Origin of the sequence: Faucicola mancuniensis (assembly GCF_046523945.1) — a bacterium.
Classification (GTDB): Bacteria; Pseudomonadota; Gammaproteobacteria; order Pseudomonadales; family Moraxellaceae; genus Faucicola; species Faucicola mancuniensis.
This window is the reverse complement of the sequence record NZ_CP171363.1, coordinates 1,940,830-1,959,953: the sequence shown is the minus strand read 5'-3', so window position 1 is coordinate 1,959,953 and position 19,124 is coordinate 1,940,830. Positions and strand designations below refer to the sequence as shown.

General features: G+C 39.8%; 17 protein-coding genes. 7 read left to right on the top strand and 10 right to left on the bottom strand.

What is annotated here, in order from left to right; all coding sequences use genetic code 11:
* Window positions 1–33: 33 nt before the first annotated feature.
* The 7 genes from ACGTJS_RS09665 to ACGTJS_RS09635 all read right to left on the bottom strand — a co-directional run bounded on the left by ACGTJS_RS09665 (window position 34) and on the right by ACGTJS_RS09635 (window position 8,149).
* Complete coding sequence (locus tag ACGTJS_RS09665; protein ID WP_410471907.1) at window positions 34–2,676, bottom strand: hypothetical protein; 2,643 nt, start codon at window positions 2,674–2,676, stop codon at window positions 34–36.
* 18 nt (window positions 2,677–2,694) lie between these two features.
* Window positions 2,695–2,931, bottom strand: coding sequence for a hypothetical protein (locus ACGTJS_RS09660; RefSeq protein ID WP_410471906.1), 237 nt, complete (start codon window positions 2,929–2,931; stop codon window positions 2,695–2,697).
* Window positions 2,932–3,110: 179 nt separating this feature from the next.
* Window positions 3,111–5,375, bottom strand: a complete 2,265-nt coding sequence (locus ACGTJS_RS09655) for an FtsW/RodA/SpoVE family cell cycle protein (protein WP_410471905.1) — start codon at window positions 5,373–5,375, stop codon at window positions 3,111–3,113.
* A 324-nt stretch (window positions 5,376–5,699) separates the two neighbouring features.
* Entirely contained in the window at window positions 5,700–6,857 is a 1,158-nt protein-coding gene (locus ACGTJS_RS09650; RefSeq protein ID WP_410471904.1) for an RNA-guided endonuclease InsQ/TnpB family protein, read from the bottom strand.
* A 1-nt stretch (window position 6,858) separates the two neighbouring features.
* On the bottom strand, window positions 6,859–6,996 hold the full coding sequence (locus tag ACGTJS_RS09645) for a MerR family transcriptional regulator (protein WP_410471903.1): 138 nt from the start codon (window positions 6,994–6,996) through the stop codon (window positions 6,859–6,861).
* 24 nt (window positions 6,997–7,020) lie between these two features.
* Window positions 7,021–7,326, bottom strand: a complete 306-nt coding sequence (locus ACGTJS_RS09640) for an Eco47II family restriction endonuclease (protein WP_410471902.1) — start codon at window positions 7,324–7,326, stop codon at window positions 7,021–7,023.
* 25 nt (window positions 7,327–7,351) lie between these two features.
* Complete coding sequence (locus ACGTJS_RS09635) at window positions 7,352–8,149, bottom strand: RDD family protein (protein WP_410471901.1); 798 nt, start codon at window positions 8,147–8,149, stop codon at window positions 7,352–7,354.
* Between the two features lie 124 nt (window positions 8,150–8,273).
* Between ACGTJS_RS09635 and ACGTJS_RS09630 the strand changes: the two genes are divergently transcribed.
* The 4 genes from ACGTJS_RS09630 to ACGTJS_RS09615 all read left to right on the top strand — a co-directional run bounded on the left by ACGTJS_RS09630 (window position 8,274) and on the right by ACGTJS_RS09615 (window position 12,951).
* The gene (locus tag ACGTJS_RS09630; protein ID WP_410471900.1) at window positions 8,274–8,774 is read left to right on the top strand and encodes a peroxiredoxin; all 501 of its coding nucleotides are present in this window, start codon (window positions 8,274–8,276) and stop codon (window positions 8,772–8,774) included.
* Window positions 8,775–8,801: 27 nt separating this feature from the next.
* Window positions 8,802–9,935 (top strand): mechanosensitive ion channel family protein, encoded by a 1,134-nt coding sequence (locus ACGTJS_RS09625; protein WP_410471899.1) that lies wholly within the window; start codon window positions 8,802–8,804, stop codon window positions 9,933–9,935.
* 77 nt (window positions 9,936–10,012) lie between these two features.
* Window positions 10,013–12,271 (top strand): bifunctional 23S rRNA (guanine(2069)-N(7))-methyltransferase RlmK/23S rRNA (guanine(2445)-N(2))-methyltransferase RlmL, encoded by a 2,259-nt coding sequence (gene rlmKL / locus ACGTJS_RS09620; protein ID WP_410471898.1) that lies wholly within the window; start codon window positions 10,013–10,015, stop codon window positions 12,269–12,271.
* Window positions 12,272–12,483: 212 nt separating this feature from the next.
* The gene (locus tag ACGTJS_RS09615; RefSeq protein WP_410471897.1) at window positions 12,484–12,951 is read left to right on the top strand and encodes a hemerythrin domain-containing protein; all 468 of its coding nucleotides are present in this window, start codon (window positions 12,484–12,486) and stop codon (window positions 12,949–12,951) included.
* Between the two features lie 75 nt (window positions 12,952–13,026).
* Here ACGTJS_RS09615 and ACGTJS_RS09610 read toward each other — a convergent pair whose 3' ends face one another.
* From ACGTJS_RS09610 to tsaA, 3 genes are all read right to left on the bottom strand, one after another.
* Window positions 13,027–14,175, bottom strand: coding sequence for a D-alanyl-D-alanine carboxypeptidase family protein (locus tag ACGTJS_RS09610; protein ID WP_410471896.1), 1,149 nt, complete (start codon window positions 14,173–14,175; stop codon window positions 13,027–13,029).
* Window positions 14,176–14,348: 173 nt separating this feature from the next.
* Window positions 14,349–14,765: an MCR_0457 family protein gene (locus ACGTJS_RS09605; RefSeq protein ID WP_410471895.1), complete on the bottom strand. Its 417-nt coding sequence runs from the start codon at window positions 14,763–14,765 to the stop codon at window positions 14,349–14,351.
* A gap of 172 nt (window positions 14,766–14,937) precedes the next feature.
* Window positions 14,938–15,663: a tRNA (N6-threonylcarbamoyladenosine(37)-N6)-methyltransferase TrmO gene (gene tsaA / locus ACGTJS_RS09600; protein ID WP_410471894.1), complete on the bottom strand. Its 726-nt coding sequence runs from the start codon at window positions 15,661–15,663 to the stop codon at window positions 14,938–14,940.
* 197 nt (window positions 15,664–15,860) lie between these two features.
* Here tsaA and ACGTJS_RS09595 point away from each other — a divergent pair, with 197 nt between their 5' ends.
* The 3 genes from ACGTJS_RS09595 to ACGTJS_RS09585 all read left to right on the top strand — a co-directional run bounded on the left by ACGTJS_RS09595 (window position 15,861) and on the right by ACGTJS_RS09585 (window position 19,122).
* Window positions 15,861–16,673, top strand: coding sequence for a ferredoxin--NADP reductase (locus tag ACGTJS_RS09595; protein ID WP_410471893.1), 813 nt, complete (start codon window positions 15,861–15,863; stop codon window positions 16,671–16,673).
* A gap of 199 nt (window positions 16,674–16,872) precedes the next feature.
* Entirely contained in the window at window positions 16,873–17,775 is a 903-nt protein-coding gene (locus ACGTJS_RS09590; protein WP_315041393.1) for a MaoC/PaaZ C-terminal domain-containing protein, read from the top strand.
* Window positions 17,776–17,805: 30 nt separating this feature from the next.
* Window positions 17,806–19,122: a serine hydrolase domain-containing protein gene (locus tag ACGTJS_RS09585; protein ID WP_410471892.1), complete on the top strand. Its 1,317-nt coding sequence runs from the start codon at window positions 17,806–17,808 to the stop codon at window positions 19,120–19,122.
* Window positions 19,123–19,124 lie beyond the last annotated feature (2 nt).

Here is a 19,124-nt window from a genome sequence, read left to right as displayed (position 1 = left end):
TTTTGGTATGATTTTAAATCAAGGCTTGTAAAATTAATCATACATTTGTTTTGCCAAAATCATTCCTGCTTGCACCGCTCTATTAATGCCGTCTTTTGGGTCATCAACCAAACCATTTTTGGCAAAATTCCGCTCAACCAACACCGCCACCGCTTTATCCCATTGCCCATTTTTATCTTTTAATCCATACACAAACCACTTATAAGGACGCGTATGGCAAATATTGGCATTGATTTTGCCGTCCACACGGTTACAAGCGTTCGCCACCATATTCACCGTAACATTGGGCGTATAAACGCTGTTGCCATTTTTGACAATCGGAAAATTAAAGCCTGGTGTGCCTGTCTTACCGACCACCTTGCCAGCCGTCCATGCACAGCTGCCAATCGCTTGTGTACACGCTGTGTAAGCTGTACCGTTGTGACCACTTAAGCCAGTGCCTGCAAGCAATGTGCCTGATAACAAGCTCAAAGTCGCCCTTGCGTCCGACTGGCTAATCCGCACAGGCAACAGCCCCAAATCATCGGTCTGCCCCACCGCATCACCACGCCATGCTTTTGGGCGTAGTGGAATTTGATGCACGCCCCACAAATCATCAATGATATGCACACCACGACGCTGTTTGTCGCCATTGTCAGCAATCAACAGATTGGCAAACATATCGCTCGCCCCTAGCACGGACGTTTTGGCATTGCCCGCCCCAAATACTTGGTTCATCACGCTATTTAGCTCATCACCGCCTTGGCGACACGCCCCGCTCATGCGACCGCCATTGGCTTTGACACAGTTTGCGACTTGGGTTTTGCTAAACTGTAGCTGTTTTGGGGTGTAGTCGTTTTTGCCATCGGTCAAAAGCACGCCAGAAAAATAGCGACTTTGAAGCATGGGGTCGCTGTCATAATTTTTGCCAAATAACAAATCTTTAAAACCGCATTGTGTTTCGTCCGTTAGACAGTTAGCACTCCAGCCCATATCATCACTGGCTTTTTTAAAGGCGGGAATCCCTTGGCAAATGCCATTTTTATCCCTTGATAACGTCATTTGACTGGTGGTATTTTGGCAAAATAAAAAATTCGCCACTCGCTCGGTTGATGAACTTGCCATCACTTGTTTTAAATAACGAAATTCGGCAGAGCCTTGATTTTTAAAACGTGGATTGGCTCGCACTAGCCCCAATGCTTGCACGGTTTTGACGATTGAGCCTGGGTAAACGCTTTGATACAGGGCATGATTGTTAAGATTTTGTTTGCTCCAATCTTTTTGCCAAAGCGTTGGACAATTATTTGCTTTAATACGGGTGTCGCCATTATCAAGGCGATAACAGCTTGAGTCGCTACTGGCTAACGCAAGTACGCCTTGGGTTTTGACATCAATCACCGCAATGCCGACACTGCGAACCAATGCATTTTCGTACATTTGACTGGCGACCATTTGCAGATTATTTGACAGCAAAGTGTTGCAATCAAGACTAGCGTTGGGGCTATTGGTAAAGCAGTCCGCCACGTTTTGTGCTTGAGCTTGAATAGCAGGGTCAAAGGTAAGCGACATATTATAGCCGATTTTGATATCCGAACCGTCAAGTTCAATGGCGTTAATCGGTGGTGCGGTCAGTTTTTGCCACCAGTTACGCTGGTCATGATTTTGTTGATAATTTTGATAAGCATCAATCAGTTGTTTGTCAAAATATTTGGCATGAATGTTGGCAAGTCCGCTATACATCATGGCAAGGTTTTGCGGTAAGGCAATTTGATTTTGACCTTGATTTTGCCCTTGAATAGTTGGTTGAATGAGTTGTTCTGGACTGGTTGCTTGGCGTTTTTGTAGCAGTTTGAGCCATGTTTGGGCGTTTACCAGTTGTTCTAGTTGGTTTTGATTGGCTTGATTTTTGGTTTGGTTTTGGGTGTTGGCAAAATCGGCGTTGTCAATATTGGCATTTTTTGGGATTAAATCTGGGTGATTGCACAGTTGCATTAGCCCATTATTAATATTTTCATCACTGGTCGCATTGTTGTCCACGTACAGATAACCTGTTTGATTGGTGGCGGTTTTCGGTGTTTTGAGATACACACAACCTGACAAACCGTACCAAGGATTTGTTTGGGTCAACCAGTTATTTGGCAAGCGTACCAGACTGGTATCGGTGCTATTTTTGCGGTTTGGCAGTTGCTCAAGCCATTGTAATTGTTGCAGTTTTTGGCGATTGTTTAGCGTGGTTAGGGCAAAGTTGAATGATTTTTCGCTGATTTGTTGTTCGCAGGCTTGTTGCCATAGCCCTGTGGTGTTGATTTGGTAATGGCTAGCCAGTTGTTTTTGTTTAAATAAGGTGGTGAGTTGCTCGTTAATTTGGCTGATTTTTTTGGTATAGTTTTGTTGGGTTTTTTGTTTGGCAAAATCGCAAGTGTTAAACAGTTTATTGTCTAAATTTTGGGCGTTTGATTGAGTTTGGGCGATTTGGTTGGCGGTTTCGGCTTTGACAAAGTTATCCACGACAACGGTTAGGGCAGATTCGTAGTTTTTGGCGTTGTAGGTATTGTTGTCGGTGGTAAGTGGCGATAGATACCAGACGAGCCAAGCGATAAGCCCAAGCAAAAATATCACCAAAATGACGTTTAAGTTGGTTAAAATGGTACGGTATAGGGCTTGTGATACTCTAAAGTTTTTTTGGTTGTCGGTCATTTTGAGCCTTTTAATATTCTAATCTTCATTCATATATTTTTGGCGTTCTTCGGTTGTATTACCATACAAGCCTTGTGTAATACCTGCAAAATCTAACAGTGATTTTTTGCTTGGTTTAACCGTTTGACGGACGAGCATAATAACGCTTTCTTGATATTGAATTTCTAAATCATCGTTGGGTGAAATATGAGTAGATTGCAAGACAGTATTAGGAATAGTAATTTGTTTATCTTGGAACATATTAATATTTAACATATTTTTATCCTATTGAGATGTTGAGTAAATTTATTGATTAGAGATATTTTAGCAAAAGCCGTTAGCGATTTATAGCAAGTTTAAATTTTATTGCTAAAGTTCTTAAATGTATAGTTTTTATCAATACTCGGTAATTTATTAAAGTTTTTAGATTTTAACATTGTTTTGCCTTTTATCATTTAATTGCCTTTATCCAACATCAATTTCGGTTGAAACAACGCCAAACTTAACATAATGGTATTAAACCACAAATTACTCGTCCCATAACTCAAAAACGGCAAGGTAACTCCCGTCAAAGGCAACATTCCCAAATTTCCCGAAATCGTTACCAACGCCTGAAACACTGTCAAAACCACCCACAACAAAATCACCCACGCCAACAAAAAATAACCACTTGATAACAAACGACTTTTCATCTGCTCATTGGCAAACGCCATCTGCTGACGAGCAATCCACGCAAGCCACCCAAAATACACCGCCATCACCGCCACCGCAGGAAACACCCCGACCACCGCCATCACAGACGTAATCGTATAATCCGACTGCATCTGCATCGGCACGCCTTGACAGCCAGTCAGTTGATAACCGCACCACGGAATATCACCAAAACCATAGCCCAATATCGGCACGCTCTCACGAAACCAATGCAAAATCGCCATTTGGTCGTTGGTGGCGATAAACGGATTTATCCACGAACTGACACGCTCGGCGGTGCGGTCGTCAAAACCGCTTAAATTCACCAACAACATCATCACCATTAACAAAATCGCCGTACTGGACAACACGCCAATGACCGCCCCACGCCCGCCCATTTGAAAAATTTTGTTGGACAAGGCAACGCCCACCAAAAAAGTAAAACCAAACAAAAATACCAGAATCGTGCCTTTTTCACCAGCGATTAACAATGCCAAAATCGGTAAAAGCAACGCAAATGCCAACAAAACTGTCATTTTTTTAGATTTTAAAAATAATTGGCTGATTAATTGGCGTTGATTGATTGCCAAAAATACCGCCAAAAATACGATGAGCCACAGTTTTGCCAATTCGGATACTTTGGCAGGGTCGTTGTGCATGACAACCGCAAGCGATAAAAAGGCGGTTGCCAAAAATGTAAGCCAAACATAAGACAATTTTTTGGCAAAATTATCATTCGCCCAAAATACTTGTAACACATTGTTTGCAATCAATTTTTTTAACAAAAAACTGCTCAACAACGCCAATGGACGGCTAAGGCTTACAAACACAAAACACCAAAACACATCTTTAAAATGGTTCAAAAATACATAGCGTAACGGCAAATAACTGCGTGTGCTTAAATCAAACAAAATCAACAAACCAAACACCACAAAGCCGACAAATAATGGATACGTCCAAACCGAAGCCAATAACTCTCGGTTATCTGTATGTTTTGCCAACGCTTTTTTGATGGGTGAAAATAGACACAACAACAGCCAAAACAGCCCCACACAGGCGATAATTACGCCTATTTGCATGGATAAAATCACAAAATGACTGACAACAGCAATCACCACGCCCCACGCCATCATCGCCCAACCTATCAGCGACACAGGGTGGCTTAAGAGTGTATTTTTACCAAAACTTGTCTGCAAAATAGTCGGCAAATGTAACAACAAAAATGCCAACCACGACCAAATAAACAACTGCGTCATCATGCCAAAATGAGTGATTGAGCCAAAAAATGGCAAAAGTTTATCCGCTTGTTCGGCTTTTTGTTGGTTGCGATTGGCTTCATAAATCAACGCAATATCGCGAGCCGACTGGTTCAGCGTTTTGGCAATATCAGGCTGACTGGCGAACAACTGGCTATAGACAAAACCACGATTACCATCAGCGACCGCCATGAGCGAAATCGCCCAGTTTTGTTTGGTGTTTTCGTTAAAATTGGCGGTGTTAATCGCCAAAAGTTTGTGAATGCTGTCAAGTTGTCCGTTGTCGTTGAGATTTAGCCAACTTTTGCGGTCGGTGAGTTTGTCCGCTCCGAGTTGAATGCCTGTTTCGTTTTTGACAAGGTCGGTTTGGCGTTGCGAGCGTTTTTGGGCTTGCCAAGCGGTTTTTAGTTGCGTTTGAATGTTGTTAAGTTGTGCAAGGCTTTGTTGTTGCAAGGTTTGGCGTTGGGTGCTGTCGGTGAGAATGGTACAGGCTTTGTCAATGGTAAAATTTGGGTCGTTGCGGTAGTCGTAGATAGTTTGGCTGACTTTGTCGCCACAGTGATTTTTTAGCAAGTTTAATTTTTCAACGCCTGTGGTATGGCTTGCCATTTCTAGTTGGTAGCGTTGTAGTTTGGGTTGATTGCCATAATTTGCCAACAAAAATCCAATAATAAGCAGTAACCAAACGATGGCTAATATCACCGCTTGATTGATGATTTTAATGGTTGGGCTGGCTGTTTTATTAACATTAATTTTGCTAAAAATTTTTGGCATGATGTTCTCGGACGAACTTATACAACAAGTTATTAATTAAATTTTGTTTATTATTGGGTTTCTAATGCCTTGTTAAGCAAAGCTTTACCACGTTTGGCACTATTTAAATAAGTCTTAGCACGACTGGCTCGGATTTTTAACTGATTTTCATCAAATTTTGCCAAAGCCTGATACAACGACTGCCGTTCCGAAAAACCTACCTAAATCTACACAAGAGCAAATTTAGCGTTTTCTTCCTACTTCAACGTTGTTTGCTCTTGTCATTTGACTTAAGACTTACATCAACTCCATAGGCTGACACGGTGGAACTCACCGCCAAAAATATTAGATTGTTAAAACCTTAGTTGCATGATTTAAAATATTCATCGCAGCATTAATGTCTCTGTCGTGGAGTGTTTGACAGTTCGGGCAAGCCCAATTTCTCATTGCTAACGTTAAATCTGCTTTATCCATGATAAAGCCACAACATGAACAGGTTTTACTTGATGGATAAAAGCGGTCTAACTCTTTAATGGTCTTGCCCCATTGGTTCGCTTTATAAATCAGTTGCCTTTTAAATTCGTAAAAACCTAAATCATTAATCGCACGGCTAAGTTTTTTATTCTTTACCATGCCTTTTACATTTAGGTTTTCAAGGCAAATGGTATCAAATCTTTTTACCAAATGAGTGGTCAGTTTGTGCAAAAAGTCTTTTCTGATATTGCTGATTTTAAAGTGTAGCCGTGATAGCTTGGTTTTTGCCTTTTCACGGTTTTTAGAGCCTTTTTGTTTTCTTGATAAACTTTTATTCAATCGTCTTAGTTGTTTGAGTTTGTTTTTTAATGGTTTTGGTGCTTGGATTTTTTCACCATTTGACAAGGTGGCAAGGTCTGTTATTCCTAAATCAATACCAACTTGTTTGTCTGTTTTGGGTTGTGGTTTGATGATGTCTTGTAATTCAACGGCAACCGATACAAACCATTTTTCGCCTTGTTTAAAGATTTTGGCGGATAGGATTTTGCCTTGTAAACGCAAGTTTTCACGCATTTTAACCCAGCCTAAATTAGGGATTTTTATGCGTTTGCTGTCTATTCTAAGTTGGTCGTTGGATAAGCTAAATCTGTCATTTACGCCTTTTTTGCGAAATTGTGGGTATTTGCTTTCACCTTTAAAAAAGCGTTTGAATGCGTCTCCTAGTTGCATGATGGCAAGTTGTGGGCTACATTTGGTTACTTCGAGCATAAAGGGGAATTTTTCACGTTTTATGGCGTTAAGTTGTTTTCTTAATTTGCCTTGACTAGGCTGGTTAAGCTGGTTTTTGTCAATTTCTATGCCATTTTTCAAGCATTCATCACGATAAGTTTTATCGGCTTGGTATTGTTTTTGCCAATTATCTAACGCCCAGTTATAGGCAAGACGAGCCACACCGCAAGCCTTTGCAAAGTAGGTTGCTTGTTTATTCGTTGGGTCTAGGGCGATGATGTGTCCACGTATTAGGGTCATTCTAGTACTTATCGTAACGTCTGTGTCCTTTTGGCGTTCTTTGGGCAACAAGCATGCCACTTTTGCCCCATCTACGTAATGTTGAGATAGATACGCCAAGTTGTTTTGATGCTTCGTTGATACTAATTAATTTGTTCATTTGGATATTCTAAGATGGATTTGGTTAGATTTCAAGAAGCAGTTTCAAGCCCTGTTTTGGCACTTCCCAACCGTCAATATACTGAAATAAATTTTGGTGAAAATATCCGATGTGATTGTTATTGGACTTATCCAACTGGCGAATGACTTCTACTTCAATAATATCTTCCAAAGATTGTTGATAAATTTTAGCATCACAGGTTAATTTGATGGGGTCAATGATATTTTTTTGAAATTCTTTTAAACCGATAATAGAACGATATTTTTCAATCGTGTTTTTGACATGATTAAAAATATCATCATCACTGATAAAATCTAAGTTATAACGCATTATTTTTTCCTTTTAGAACAAACTATTAGCTTGGGTCATACAAAACCACCGTTTGGGTAATCAAATCCGCCAAATTTTGTTTACGAGCAGTAAACCACCCCACAAAAAACAACGGCAACAACAACACCTTAAAAATCTCACGCAAAACTGCATGAAAAAACCCAATCCGATGACCGTCCGTATCAAACACCCAAAGCCCCATTATCATTTTACCAATCGTGCCTTGACGAGCCATACAAGTAAACATCGCCATATAAACCACATACACATTCAACGCAATCACCGCCAAAGTCGGCTCATTGAGTGCCGTCATGCCTGCCATTTTTAACAAATCTGGCAACAAAAATTGATAGCCAAGACCCAACACCACCGCCACCAATACCAAATCAATCACCCACGCAAAACCCCGCTTAAACACGCCTGTATACTGCATTTGATTGGCTCGCTTATGGGTATAACAAGTCGGTGGTAAAGCCGATTGTCCTACAACATCATAAGTTGATTGTTCAAAAATGGGTGTTGGAGAAACTGGCTCTTGATAAATAGGCTCTTGATAAACAGGCTCTTGCGAAAGGTTTTCTTGAGAAATGCTATCTTGATAAACCTTTTCTTGATAAACTTGTGGTTCATTCGCCACTTGTTCGACATTTGTCGTATTTTGATATGGCTCAACTTTTGCCCCCACATCGTCCAACATTGCTGACATATCCGTCCCTGCCACAGGCGACTGATTTTCTGGAAACAAATGCCGACTACCACAATTTGGACACATCATAGCGGTTTTTGGTAAAAACTGCGTACACGTTTGACAAACAAGTTTCATAAATAACCTTTTTATGTTTTTTAAATTTTTTGTAAAAATAATGCAATAAAAAATTTGCGAAGTTTTATTGACAAATCAGGGCATCAAAACGGTATAATATCGTAAATTTTCAGGAAAATACGCCATGTCTATCACACTGCCAAACTTTGCCCTAACCGCCGTCCAAAATCCAACCGTAACCAACACCAATATTGACAATTTGACAACCAAAACACTTATTTTAACCGATTACATCGCCAAAAACGATATCGGATTGATTGTTTATTTTTATCCAAAAGATAACACCGCAGGTTGTAGCGTACAAGCCCAAGACTTTAGCGAACACAAAGACGCTTTTGCCAAATTGGGCTATCACATCATTGGCGTATCTCGTGATAGCGTCAAAAGCCATCAAAAGTTTATTATTAACAAAGCCATCAATTTTGCCTTAATCAGCGATAGCGATGAAACATTGTGCCAATATTTTGGTGTGATTGGCGAAAAGAAATTATACGGCAAAACCAGTCTTGGTGTCGTGCGTTCTACCTTTGTTTTTGACAAAAATGCTAAACTACAGCATGAATTACGCAACGTAAGGGCAAAAGGTCATGTGCAAAAACTGTTTGACTTGTTACAACAGTCCTAATCCATTTCACCAGATTTGGCAATTTTCATGAAAAATGTAAAAAAATTTTTTGAGCAAATTTATAACGATTTGTACTTGGATTTTTACCAAGCGATTGGCGGTTCGTTAGAAGACGAAGTCGTCAATTGGTCGTATTATTTTGCCAATATGGCAGAGGTTGGCGTTAAGATATTAATTTTGCTTGTGATTTTGGGTTTTATGTATTGGCTGACCTTGTATATTATCAAACACAGCCGTTTTGGTAAAATTGAAAGCAAATTTCGCAATTCGTTTATGCTCACCGCTCGTATATTATGGCTGTTTACCAGTTTGCTTGCGATTATGAGCCAATTGGATTTTGAGCCAGAAACGGTGAAAGCCACCGCCAAAGCAGGCATTTGGTCGGTGCTGTTTTATTTGATTTGGTATAATTTGGGCTATTTGATGGAAAAAATGCTCCAAAATTATGGCTTAAATGCGTCCATTGAGCAGTTGTTGCACAATTTGTTATCCATGTTGATTATTATTTTGTGGATAGCAAGCGTGATGGCACAGTTTGGTTTTGACATTGTGTCAGTGGTAGCAGGTCTTGGTATTGCAGGGATTGCAGTGGGTTTTGCCGCTCAGTCCACGTTGGCGAATTTTATCGCTGGGATTACCATTTTGATTGAGCAGTCGTTTCAGGTAGGCGATTGGGTCAATATCAACGGTCAAGAGGGCAAAGTGGTGCAGATTGCGTTACGCACTACACAGATTTTGACAAGGGACAATATCACGGTGATTTTTCCAAATTCAACGGTCGCATCAGCGGAAGTGGTGAATTTAACATCAAAAAGTCTGATTCGCTTTGACATTGAAGTTCGCATTGCGTTGGAGGCAGAAATTGAGCAAGCCCGTGATGCGATTTTGCGAGTGTTAGAATACACCAAAGAAATCGTTCATCGCCCTGCTCCAACAGCAACGGTGGACAAGATTGGCGATTTTGGCGTACATTTTATCGTGCGGTTTTGGGTCAATCCGCCCCATGTTGCTCGTATGCCTGTGATTAAAGAAATCATGCGAGAACAGATTAAACAAGCCCTTGATAATGAAGGGATTTTGACACCGTATCCGCATATGCAATTGGTGTTACAAAAAAATGACGATAGCCCACGCATTCTTACCGCTGAAATTGCCAAATAACATCATTTCATGCTAAAAAACTGAAAATTGTGATAAAATAACCGATTAATTTTATTTTATCCAATTTGGCAAACGCTATGACAACTCAACAAAATTCTAATTTTCCTATCATTATCACCTGTGCTAACGGTTTAGAAATTCCGCTACAAACCGAATTAAACAGCTTTAACATTCACACCGACATCAAACAAACAGGACGTTTGACCGCTGATTTAACGCTTGCTCAAATTTATCAAATCTGCCTATGGTCAAGGGTTGCATCTCGTGTACTGTTACCACTTGGCAAAAAAAATATTAACACAGAATATGATATTGCCGAACAATTATACACTTTTGCCAAAAGTGTAAACTGGACAAATTTGTTTAACGTTGAACAAACGTTTGCCATTCGTCTAAGTCTTGATAAACGTGTACAAGCGAACCAACAATTTACCATGCTCCGTGTCAAAGATGCGATTGCTGACCAATTTAACGAAAAAATCGGCAGTCGCCCAAATGTGGACAAAAATCCAGATTTTCATATTTTTGCAACGGTAAATGACAAGCAAGCCGAGCTATACCTTGATTTATCAGGCACTTCGCTACACAGACGTGGCTACCGTGTCGCCATGACGGACGCACCACTTAAGGAAAGCCTTGCCTCTGCACTACTTTACAGCGTGGATTTTCATCAAAAAGATTTTGACGTGATTATTGACCCGATGTGTGGCTCTGGCACGTTACTGATTGAAGCCTTGCTGATGAAAGCGGACTATGCCGTTGGGCTTGATAAAGCGGACAATCAGTTCGGTTTTTATGCGTGGCAACATCATGATGACACGCTTTGGCAAAATATGGTAACGGACGCACAAAGCCGTTTTCACGACAAAATTCAACGCATGGCAAACGGTGAAATGCCTGCCGTTTTTGGTTTTGACATGGATGCAAAAGCGGTGCGAGCGACCCACAAAAACCTAATGGCGGCAGGGCTAACACCGATTATTAACAAAATTACCTTGCAACAACGTTCATTGGCAACGCTCAATCTTGCGGTAGAAAAACAAGTCAATGCGTGGAAAAATCCGCTGATTATCACCAATCCGCCATACGGTGAGCGACTTGGCGAAGAAGAATTGATTAAGCCATTGTATCAAGGACTTGGTAAAAAATTACAACATTTATTTGCTAATAGTCAAGCACCAATTACTTTAGGCGTTTTGTCGGCAAAAGTTGAACAAGCCGATACTTTAGCCATTCTTGAGCCAAAAACGTTGCGTTGCCATAACGGTGCGATTACCGTATATTTCCGTTATGGATTACTCAACAAAAATCATGAATTAAACTTGATTGAACGTTTTGAAAAACGAGAAATTAACGTGGAAGAAGGGCAAGATTTTGTCAATCGTTTACAAAAAAATCTTGCCAATCTAAAAAAATTGGCGAAAAAACAACAAGTTACCAATCTGCGTGTGTACGATGCGGATTTACCAGATTTTAAAGTAGCGGTAGATATTTACGGCAATTTTGTTCATGTACAAGAATATGCGGCTCCAAAATCCATTCCACCAGAAACCGCCAAAAAACGCTTTAATTTAGCCTTGCTTGGCATTCGTGAAGTGTTGCAAGCCAATCGTGAACAAGTGTTTATCAAAACTCGTGCCAGACAGTCAGGCAATGAGCAATACGAGAAAAAAGGCAACACAGGTAAGTTTTATGTGGTGAGCGAGCCGACCGCCCAAAATCAACGTGCATTTTTTTTGGTGAATTTTAGCGATTATTTGGACACAGGTTTGTTCCTTGACCACCGCAGTATTCGCAAAATGATAGCGGAAAATTCTCGTGGCAAAAACGTGTTAAATCTGTTTGCCTACACTTGTACGGCAAGCGTTCATGCAGGGCTTGGTGGTGCAAAATCGGTTACCAGTGTGGATTTATCACAAAATTATTTGGATTGGGGGCGTAAAAATTTTGCGTTAAATGGTTTGCCAGATTTGCCAAATTATCAATTTATCGCTCATGATGTGTTTGATTGGATAAAAAATAATACCGAGCAGTACGATGTGATTTTTATTGACCCACCGACTTTTTCTAATTCCAAAAAATTTCATGGGACATTTGACGTACAGCGAGACCATACGGCACTGATTAACCGAGCAATGAACCGTTTGACAGCGGACGGTATTTTGTATTTTTCTAACAATTTTACCAAATTTGAGCTTGATAAACAGATAAGCGAGCGATATTCGGTGATAGAATTAACTTCACAAACGATTGGTTTTGATTATGACATTAAAAAGCCCATTCATCAGTCTTGGGCAATTTGCCATAAACAATCCAACAATAATCGTGTAAAATAATAGGTTAGGACTTACGCAAAAGACATTGGATTCCTGCCTTCGCAGGAATGACGAATATTTCTAGGTTTCCGTCACCCCTGCGTATGCAGCGATCTAGCGTCTTATTTTAAAAATTGAAATAATAAAAATGCATAAGCCCTATAGGTAAGAAAAAACTGCTAGCATTATGGTGATAGGTGCTAATGTAGGACAACATGAATAAAGGTGATGTTATGACAAAACTAATTGAAGCGTTACAAAAAAGCCACGAAAATATTCGCAGCCTAGGACAACAACTGATAAATAGTAATAATGAAACAGACATAGAAACAATATTTCAATCGCTTTGGCAACAGTTTTTTGCCCATGAAAAAGCCGAAGAATACATTGCATTTAAGGTCATGCACCGTGGCGATTCTGCCAATGAATCTTTTAGCGAAAAAGCCTTACAATATGCCGTTGACGAACATCATTATTTTGAACAGTTTGTAGAAGATATTTCACTACTCACACCACAAGATAGCAGACGTGCTGGACTGATTCGTGAGTTGGTTGATCAGTTAGACAGCCATATGCGACATGAAGAAGCGTTTATTTTTCCACGTCTAGCCGAACAGCTTAACGAAACCAAACAAGACGTTTTGGTAAATGAATATAACCAAAAACTAAGCGAAACCCAGCTTGTTAAAAAGGTCAGTTAATCGTATTTATCATATATGATAAAAAAGGGCTTATGCAATAAGCCCCTACAAAAACACAATATTTTAATTGATGAATTAAAACAAACTGGTAATATATTGCCAAATGCGTTTAAAAATCCCTGCTTGTTCCACCGCCACATCAGCAACCAACGGCACAGATGCGACTTGTTGACCGTTTAACATCGCAACTAATGTACCGACTTCTTGCCCTTGTTGAATGGGGGCTTTGACGGTTTTTGGCATATTAACAACGGTGGTGATTTTGTCTTGATTGATTTTTTCGGTTAAAACCTGTAAATTACTGGCAGTTTTGACTGCGACATTATTCACTTTGCCATACGACACAGGAATTTCGCCTTGGGCTTGTCCAGCAGGGGCGACAACTTTGGTTGTAAAATGCCCAAATCCCCAGTCTAACAGCTCTCGGGATTGGTTGGCACGTTCTTTTTCAGACTTTGTACCCATAATCACCGAAATCAAACGCATATCTTGGCGTTTGCTAGACGCGACCAGACAATAACCTGCTTCATTGGTATGACCTGTTTTTAAACCGTCCACCGTTGGGTCGGTATATAACAAGGCGTTGCGATTGCCTTGTTTGATATTGTGATAGGTAAATTCTTTTTGAGAATATAATGGGTAGTATTTATTGCTATTTTGAATAATTGCTTTGGCAAGATGTGCCAAATCTTTGGCAGATGCTTGATGTCCTTTGTCTGGCAAACCTGTCGCATTGACAAAGTGGGTATTGGTCATGCCAATTTTTTTGGCTTCTTGGTTCATCAGCTCTGCAAAGGCAGGCTCGCTACCTGCGATATGTTGTGCCATCGCTTTAGCAGCGTCATTACCCGACTGAATGATAATGCCTTTTAACATATCCAACGCACTTGCAGTCGTATTAACAGGCACATACATACAAGATTCCACACTACTGCCACGACACCACGCTTCTTCGGTCATTTTGACAGGTTCATTTTCTTGTAATTTGCCTGTTAATAGGCGTTGCTCAATGATATAACTGGTCATCATTTTGGTTAATGACGCAGGTGGAAACGGTTGGTCGGCATTTTTTTGGGCGAGAATTATCCCTGTATCATAATCCATCAAAATATAGCTATTGTTATCCAGCTCTGGCTGTGCCACTGCAAACGCTGACACACTCAACATAGAAGCTACTATGACTGTCGCCATTTTTAATGATTGACGAGATTTCAATGCGTACATAAACCTTACCCTTTTCATACCTAAAAAAATGCTATCTTACCAAAACCACCAACAAACAAAAAGCCAAAAATTCAATATTTATCAAATAATTGTAACATTTCGCAAATATTTAATAACATAAAACAAAACCCTAATTAACCAAATTAATCAGGGTTTTATGCAATGATACGTCATTAAATTGCAGAATCTGCCAACTCTTGACACACTTGTTTGTTATCGGCATTAGAAAAACCCAACGTCCATTGGCGAGTTTCTTCCAAAATTTGTTTATAATCTTGTTGCGTAGATAAATACTGCACCGCCATGCGTGGGTCGGTGATGGTCGGCATTAAATTTTTTAGTTCAACATTATAAGCCGTTGCAAAGCCTTGTTGTTGTTTTTTGTTCAACATGGGTGGACAAATCTCTGACAGCACTTGTAAAACAGCGACTTCTTCTTTGGTAGTTGACAATTCCGACATATCAATGGCAATGGTGTTTGTATCATCAGCCGCCACAGCAGAAACCGTTACCGACATGGCAAACGCTGTCGCACAAATTGCTAACACCAATTTTTTGAAAGTGCGATTTGTAAATGTTATGTTGTTCATAGAATTTAACATTACCTTTGCTAAAAAATCAATTTGGCATATGATACCGAATTTTGACAAAAAAAACCTTAAAAATTTTGGATAAAATCGCTTGTTTTTTGTGAAAAATTTCGCATTGTGGCAAGATTTCAGCAATATTCCCCAAAAAACTTAAGGATTTTCAAAAAAACGCTCAATTTTCAACTTTTACCACATTAATAATGGACAAAGTTTGATTATCGGTTTGCAAAAAAGTGATATCAACATCTTTATATTGCATAACAAATTGCCGATTGTCCAACACTTGCCGATATGCTGGGCGTGGGTCTTGGGCAATCAATTGCTCAATGATGGCAATATCTTTTTTGCTTAGGCTATTTTGATGGATAAATTGTTCAAATTTTGTGTAAACAAATTCGCTGATAATCACGGTTTTGGTCGCAGGTTTTTGCGGTGCAAAACCGCTATTGGCAGTCGCTATGCTATCGCTATAAGCGATGTATGGCTTGACATCTAGCACAGGCGTGCCATCTAACATATCGCCACCGATGATGTGCAGTTGCCCTGTTTTTGGGTCAAAATAATCCAACGCCACCACCGACAGCCCAATATTGCTCGGTCGGTACATACTGCGACTGGCAAAAACGCCAATTTTTTCGTTACCGCCTAGACGTGGCGGGCGGATTTGAGCGGAAAAATGTTCGTTATCGGCAATGCGATTTTGATGAAATTGCCACAAAATCCACAAATGGCTAAAATCTTCAATACCATCAAAGGCTTGCGGATTGTTAAACGGTGGCAAAAACTCAATCACAGACGGCACAGCGACCAAATTGGGTTGACGTGGAATGCCAAATTTTTGACGAAGTGGCGAACGCACATAGCCGATAATGGGAAAAGTTGCGGTAATATTTGGCATAAATGGGCTTTCTTATACAAATTTGAATTTTTAATGCGTGATGTTATGAATACAAGTTCTAATATTATGCCATTTTTTTATAGCAAAACTACCTTTTTTTGACAAAAATTTGGTATGATATACAAACTTTTGATTTCAACCAATCATTTTCCCATTTTTATTTAAAAAACTTTAAAAACGACAAGAAAGGTAAACTTATGTCAGAAAATAACGATGCTCGTGCAAAAATTTTAGCAAAATTTTATGAAGAAACGGTAACTTATGTTCATCATTGGAATGAAACTTTGTTTACCATTAAAACCACTCGCAACGATGGCTTGCGTTTTCGTAATGGTGAATTTGCCATGATTGGACTAGAAGTAGACGGCAAACCGCTCATGCGTGCCTACTCTATCGCAAGCCCAAACTATGACGAAGAGTTAGAATTTTATTCTATCAAAGTGCAAGACGGCCCGTTGACTTCTATTTTGCAACACATTCAAGTCGGTGAAAAATTGCTCGTTAGCAAAAAACCGACAGGTACGCTTGTTTTGGACGATTTAAACCCAAATGCCAAACATTTGTATATGCTTGCGACAGGCACAGGGCTTGCACCGTTTTTGTCATTGGCTCGTGACCCAGAAGTGTACGAAAAATTTGACAAAGTGATTTTGGTACATGGCGTGCGTTATGTCAGCGAGCTTGGTTATCGTGAAATGTTTGAAAAAGAGTTGTTTGAAGATGAACTTTTGGGCGAATTTGTCAAAGATAAATTGATTTATTATCCAACTGTAACTCGTGAGCCGTTCCGCAATCAAGGGCGTATGACCGATTTGATGAAATCAGGCAAATTATTTGAAGATATTGGCTTGCCACCGATTAACCCAGAAAACGACCGAGCCATGCTGTGCGGTAGTCCGTCAATGAATAAAGACGTTGCCGAAATTTTAGACGATTTTGGCTTAAAATGTTCACCACGCATGGGCGGTACAGGTGATTATGTGGTAGAAAGAGCGTTTGTTGAGCAGTAATTTTTAAAAAATATCTAAATTTGATTTAATAAAAAGGATACAATCAGTGTCCTTTTTGTTTTTCGTTTTTGTTTAAAAAAATTAAAAATCGCTTTTTTTTCAAAAAAATAACATTTTTTCTATTATTTTTGTATGTTCGCAAGTGCAATATGGATTATAATAGGCAAGTTTGAAAGCCATTATGTTTATAGGGAAATCTATGTCAGACCAACATTTTAATCAATTACCAAAGCCACACACCACCTACGCCAACATTATCAAAAGTTTACTACCGATAAATGACCATGACAAACTTGATAAAAGTCAACTACCGTCCGCCACTTATAGCGTGGATAGTTTGGTGATTGACCATGATAATTTGACCGATTATCGCAAGATTTGTGGATTTGCCAATAATAGTTTTGTACCACCGACCTATTTTGCCGTGCTGTCGCAAAGTTTACAGATGAATATGATGGTAAAAGAGCCGTTTCCGTTTGCCATGTTGGGCTTGGTGCATATTCATAACCGTGTCGTGCAGTACCGCCGTATCCAAGACACAGGTACGTTTAAAATGACGGTCAAATTTGACAATTTGCAAGACCACGACAAAGGCAAGCAGTTTGATTTTGTCACCCATGTTTATGAAAATGATGAACTGGTTTGGGAAGGTACATCTACTTATTTATCACGTCAAAAAAAGCCAAAAACCGCCAAAAAACCAACTGAAATCACGCCAAAACCGACCTTAGACGAAAACGATATGCACCAATTTTGGGAAATCAGCGAAGATATCGGTCGCCGTTATGCCTTTGTTTCAGGCGATTTTAATCTGATTCATTTGCACCCACTTTCCGCCAAAGCCTTTGGTTTTCCCAAAGCCATCGCTCACGGTATGTGGACAAAAGCCAAATGTTTGGCACAGTTGGACGATTTGTCAAAGGCGTTTCGTTGTGATGTAGATTTTAAATTGCCTGTATTTTTGCCCTCTGAAGTGGAATTTATTGCCAAATATGACAACAGCGAAAAAAATATTACCTTCGGTGTGTATGATGTCAATACGCCAAAACCGCACGTATTGGGGCATATTGAAGATTTGACGGCACACAAAATTACAGATTAATGTTTAAAGCTTTAGGAAAGTAACAATTACATGGATTATCAATACATGGATTATCAAGCAATCAATCAACAACTACAGTCTATTGTCAATCAATTTGACCTAAACCAAGCAAGTGGTGGCTGTAGTTTAACCATTTTTCATCATGGCAAACCTGTAAGCGAGCTTAATTTTGGCAAAACGCATATCGCTGACGAAACTAACTGGAACAATCATACCTTATCGCTCAACTATTCCACAGGCAAAGGCGTTTTGGTAACGTTAATTCATATTTTGGTGTCCAACGGTCTGTTAAATTATGATGAACCGATTGGTAAATATTGGACAGATTTTTCTCAAAATAGTAAACAAAATATTACCCTTGCTGATGTGTTAAGCCATGAAGCAGGGTTGTTTGACATCACGAGCGTAACCGATAATGCCAAAGATGTGCAAGATTGGCAAAACATGCTCAACAAAGTCGCCAAAATGGCGGTCAGCCCAAAAAAATTGGCATTTGATGAACAAGACAACGAAAACAATGACAAATTTGTCGCTTACAGTGCGTTGGTTTCAGGCTGGGTGTTGGGCGGTCTGATTGAGCAAGTTACCAACATGACCTTGCAACAGGCATTAGACAATTATTTGTGCGAACCGCTTGGTATCGTTGGTGAAGTTTATTTTAAATTGAATTTAGAAAAATTAAACAAAATCGCCGTGCCAGAACGAGTTGTAAATTTAAGCACTCGCACCAAACCTGTATTAGTCAATGACAGCGAACAAACGTTGGCTTTTTATCAAAGTTTGCCGTGTTATGCTTGTTGGCAAAAATTAGTCAATAAAAACACTGACAAGCCATTAACCACGCAAGCAATTAACCAACTTTATTTTAATATTCGCAAAATTGACATGGCGGATTATAAAGCGTCCCTTGTACCAAAACAAAGCCGAGAATTTGATTATTATCAAACCGATACCCTAAAATCACAAATCCCTGCCGCCAATGTGGTCGCAAGCAGTTTTGCGATGGCAAAAATTTATGCCATGCTTGCCAATGCTGGTGAGATTGACGGTGTTCGGCTAATTGATGAACATTGGTTTGACAAATTTACCGCCATTCAAAACGCCCAATACGACCGTGTTATGCCTGCGGTGATGAATTGGCGACTGGGCTATCATCGGGTATTTAGCGTGTGCCAAGACGCAGATAATGCCTTTGGGCATACAGGCTACAACGGCTCTATGGCGTGGTGCGACCCAAGCCGAGATTTGAGCGTTGCCTTTGTGCATAATTATGATGTTACCATGCTGACCGATATTCGGCAGTTTATTATTAATGAAACGGTTTTAGATTTATTTGATAAAAAATAAGG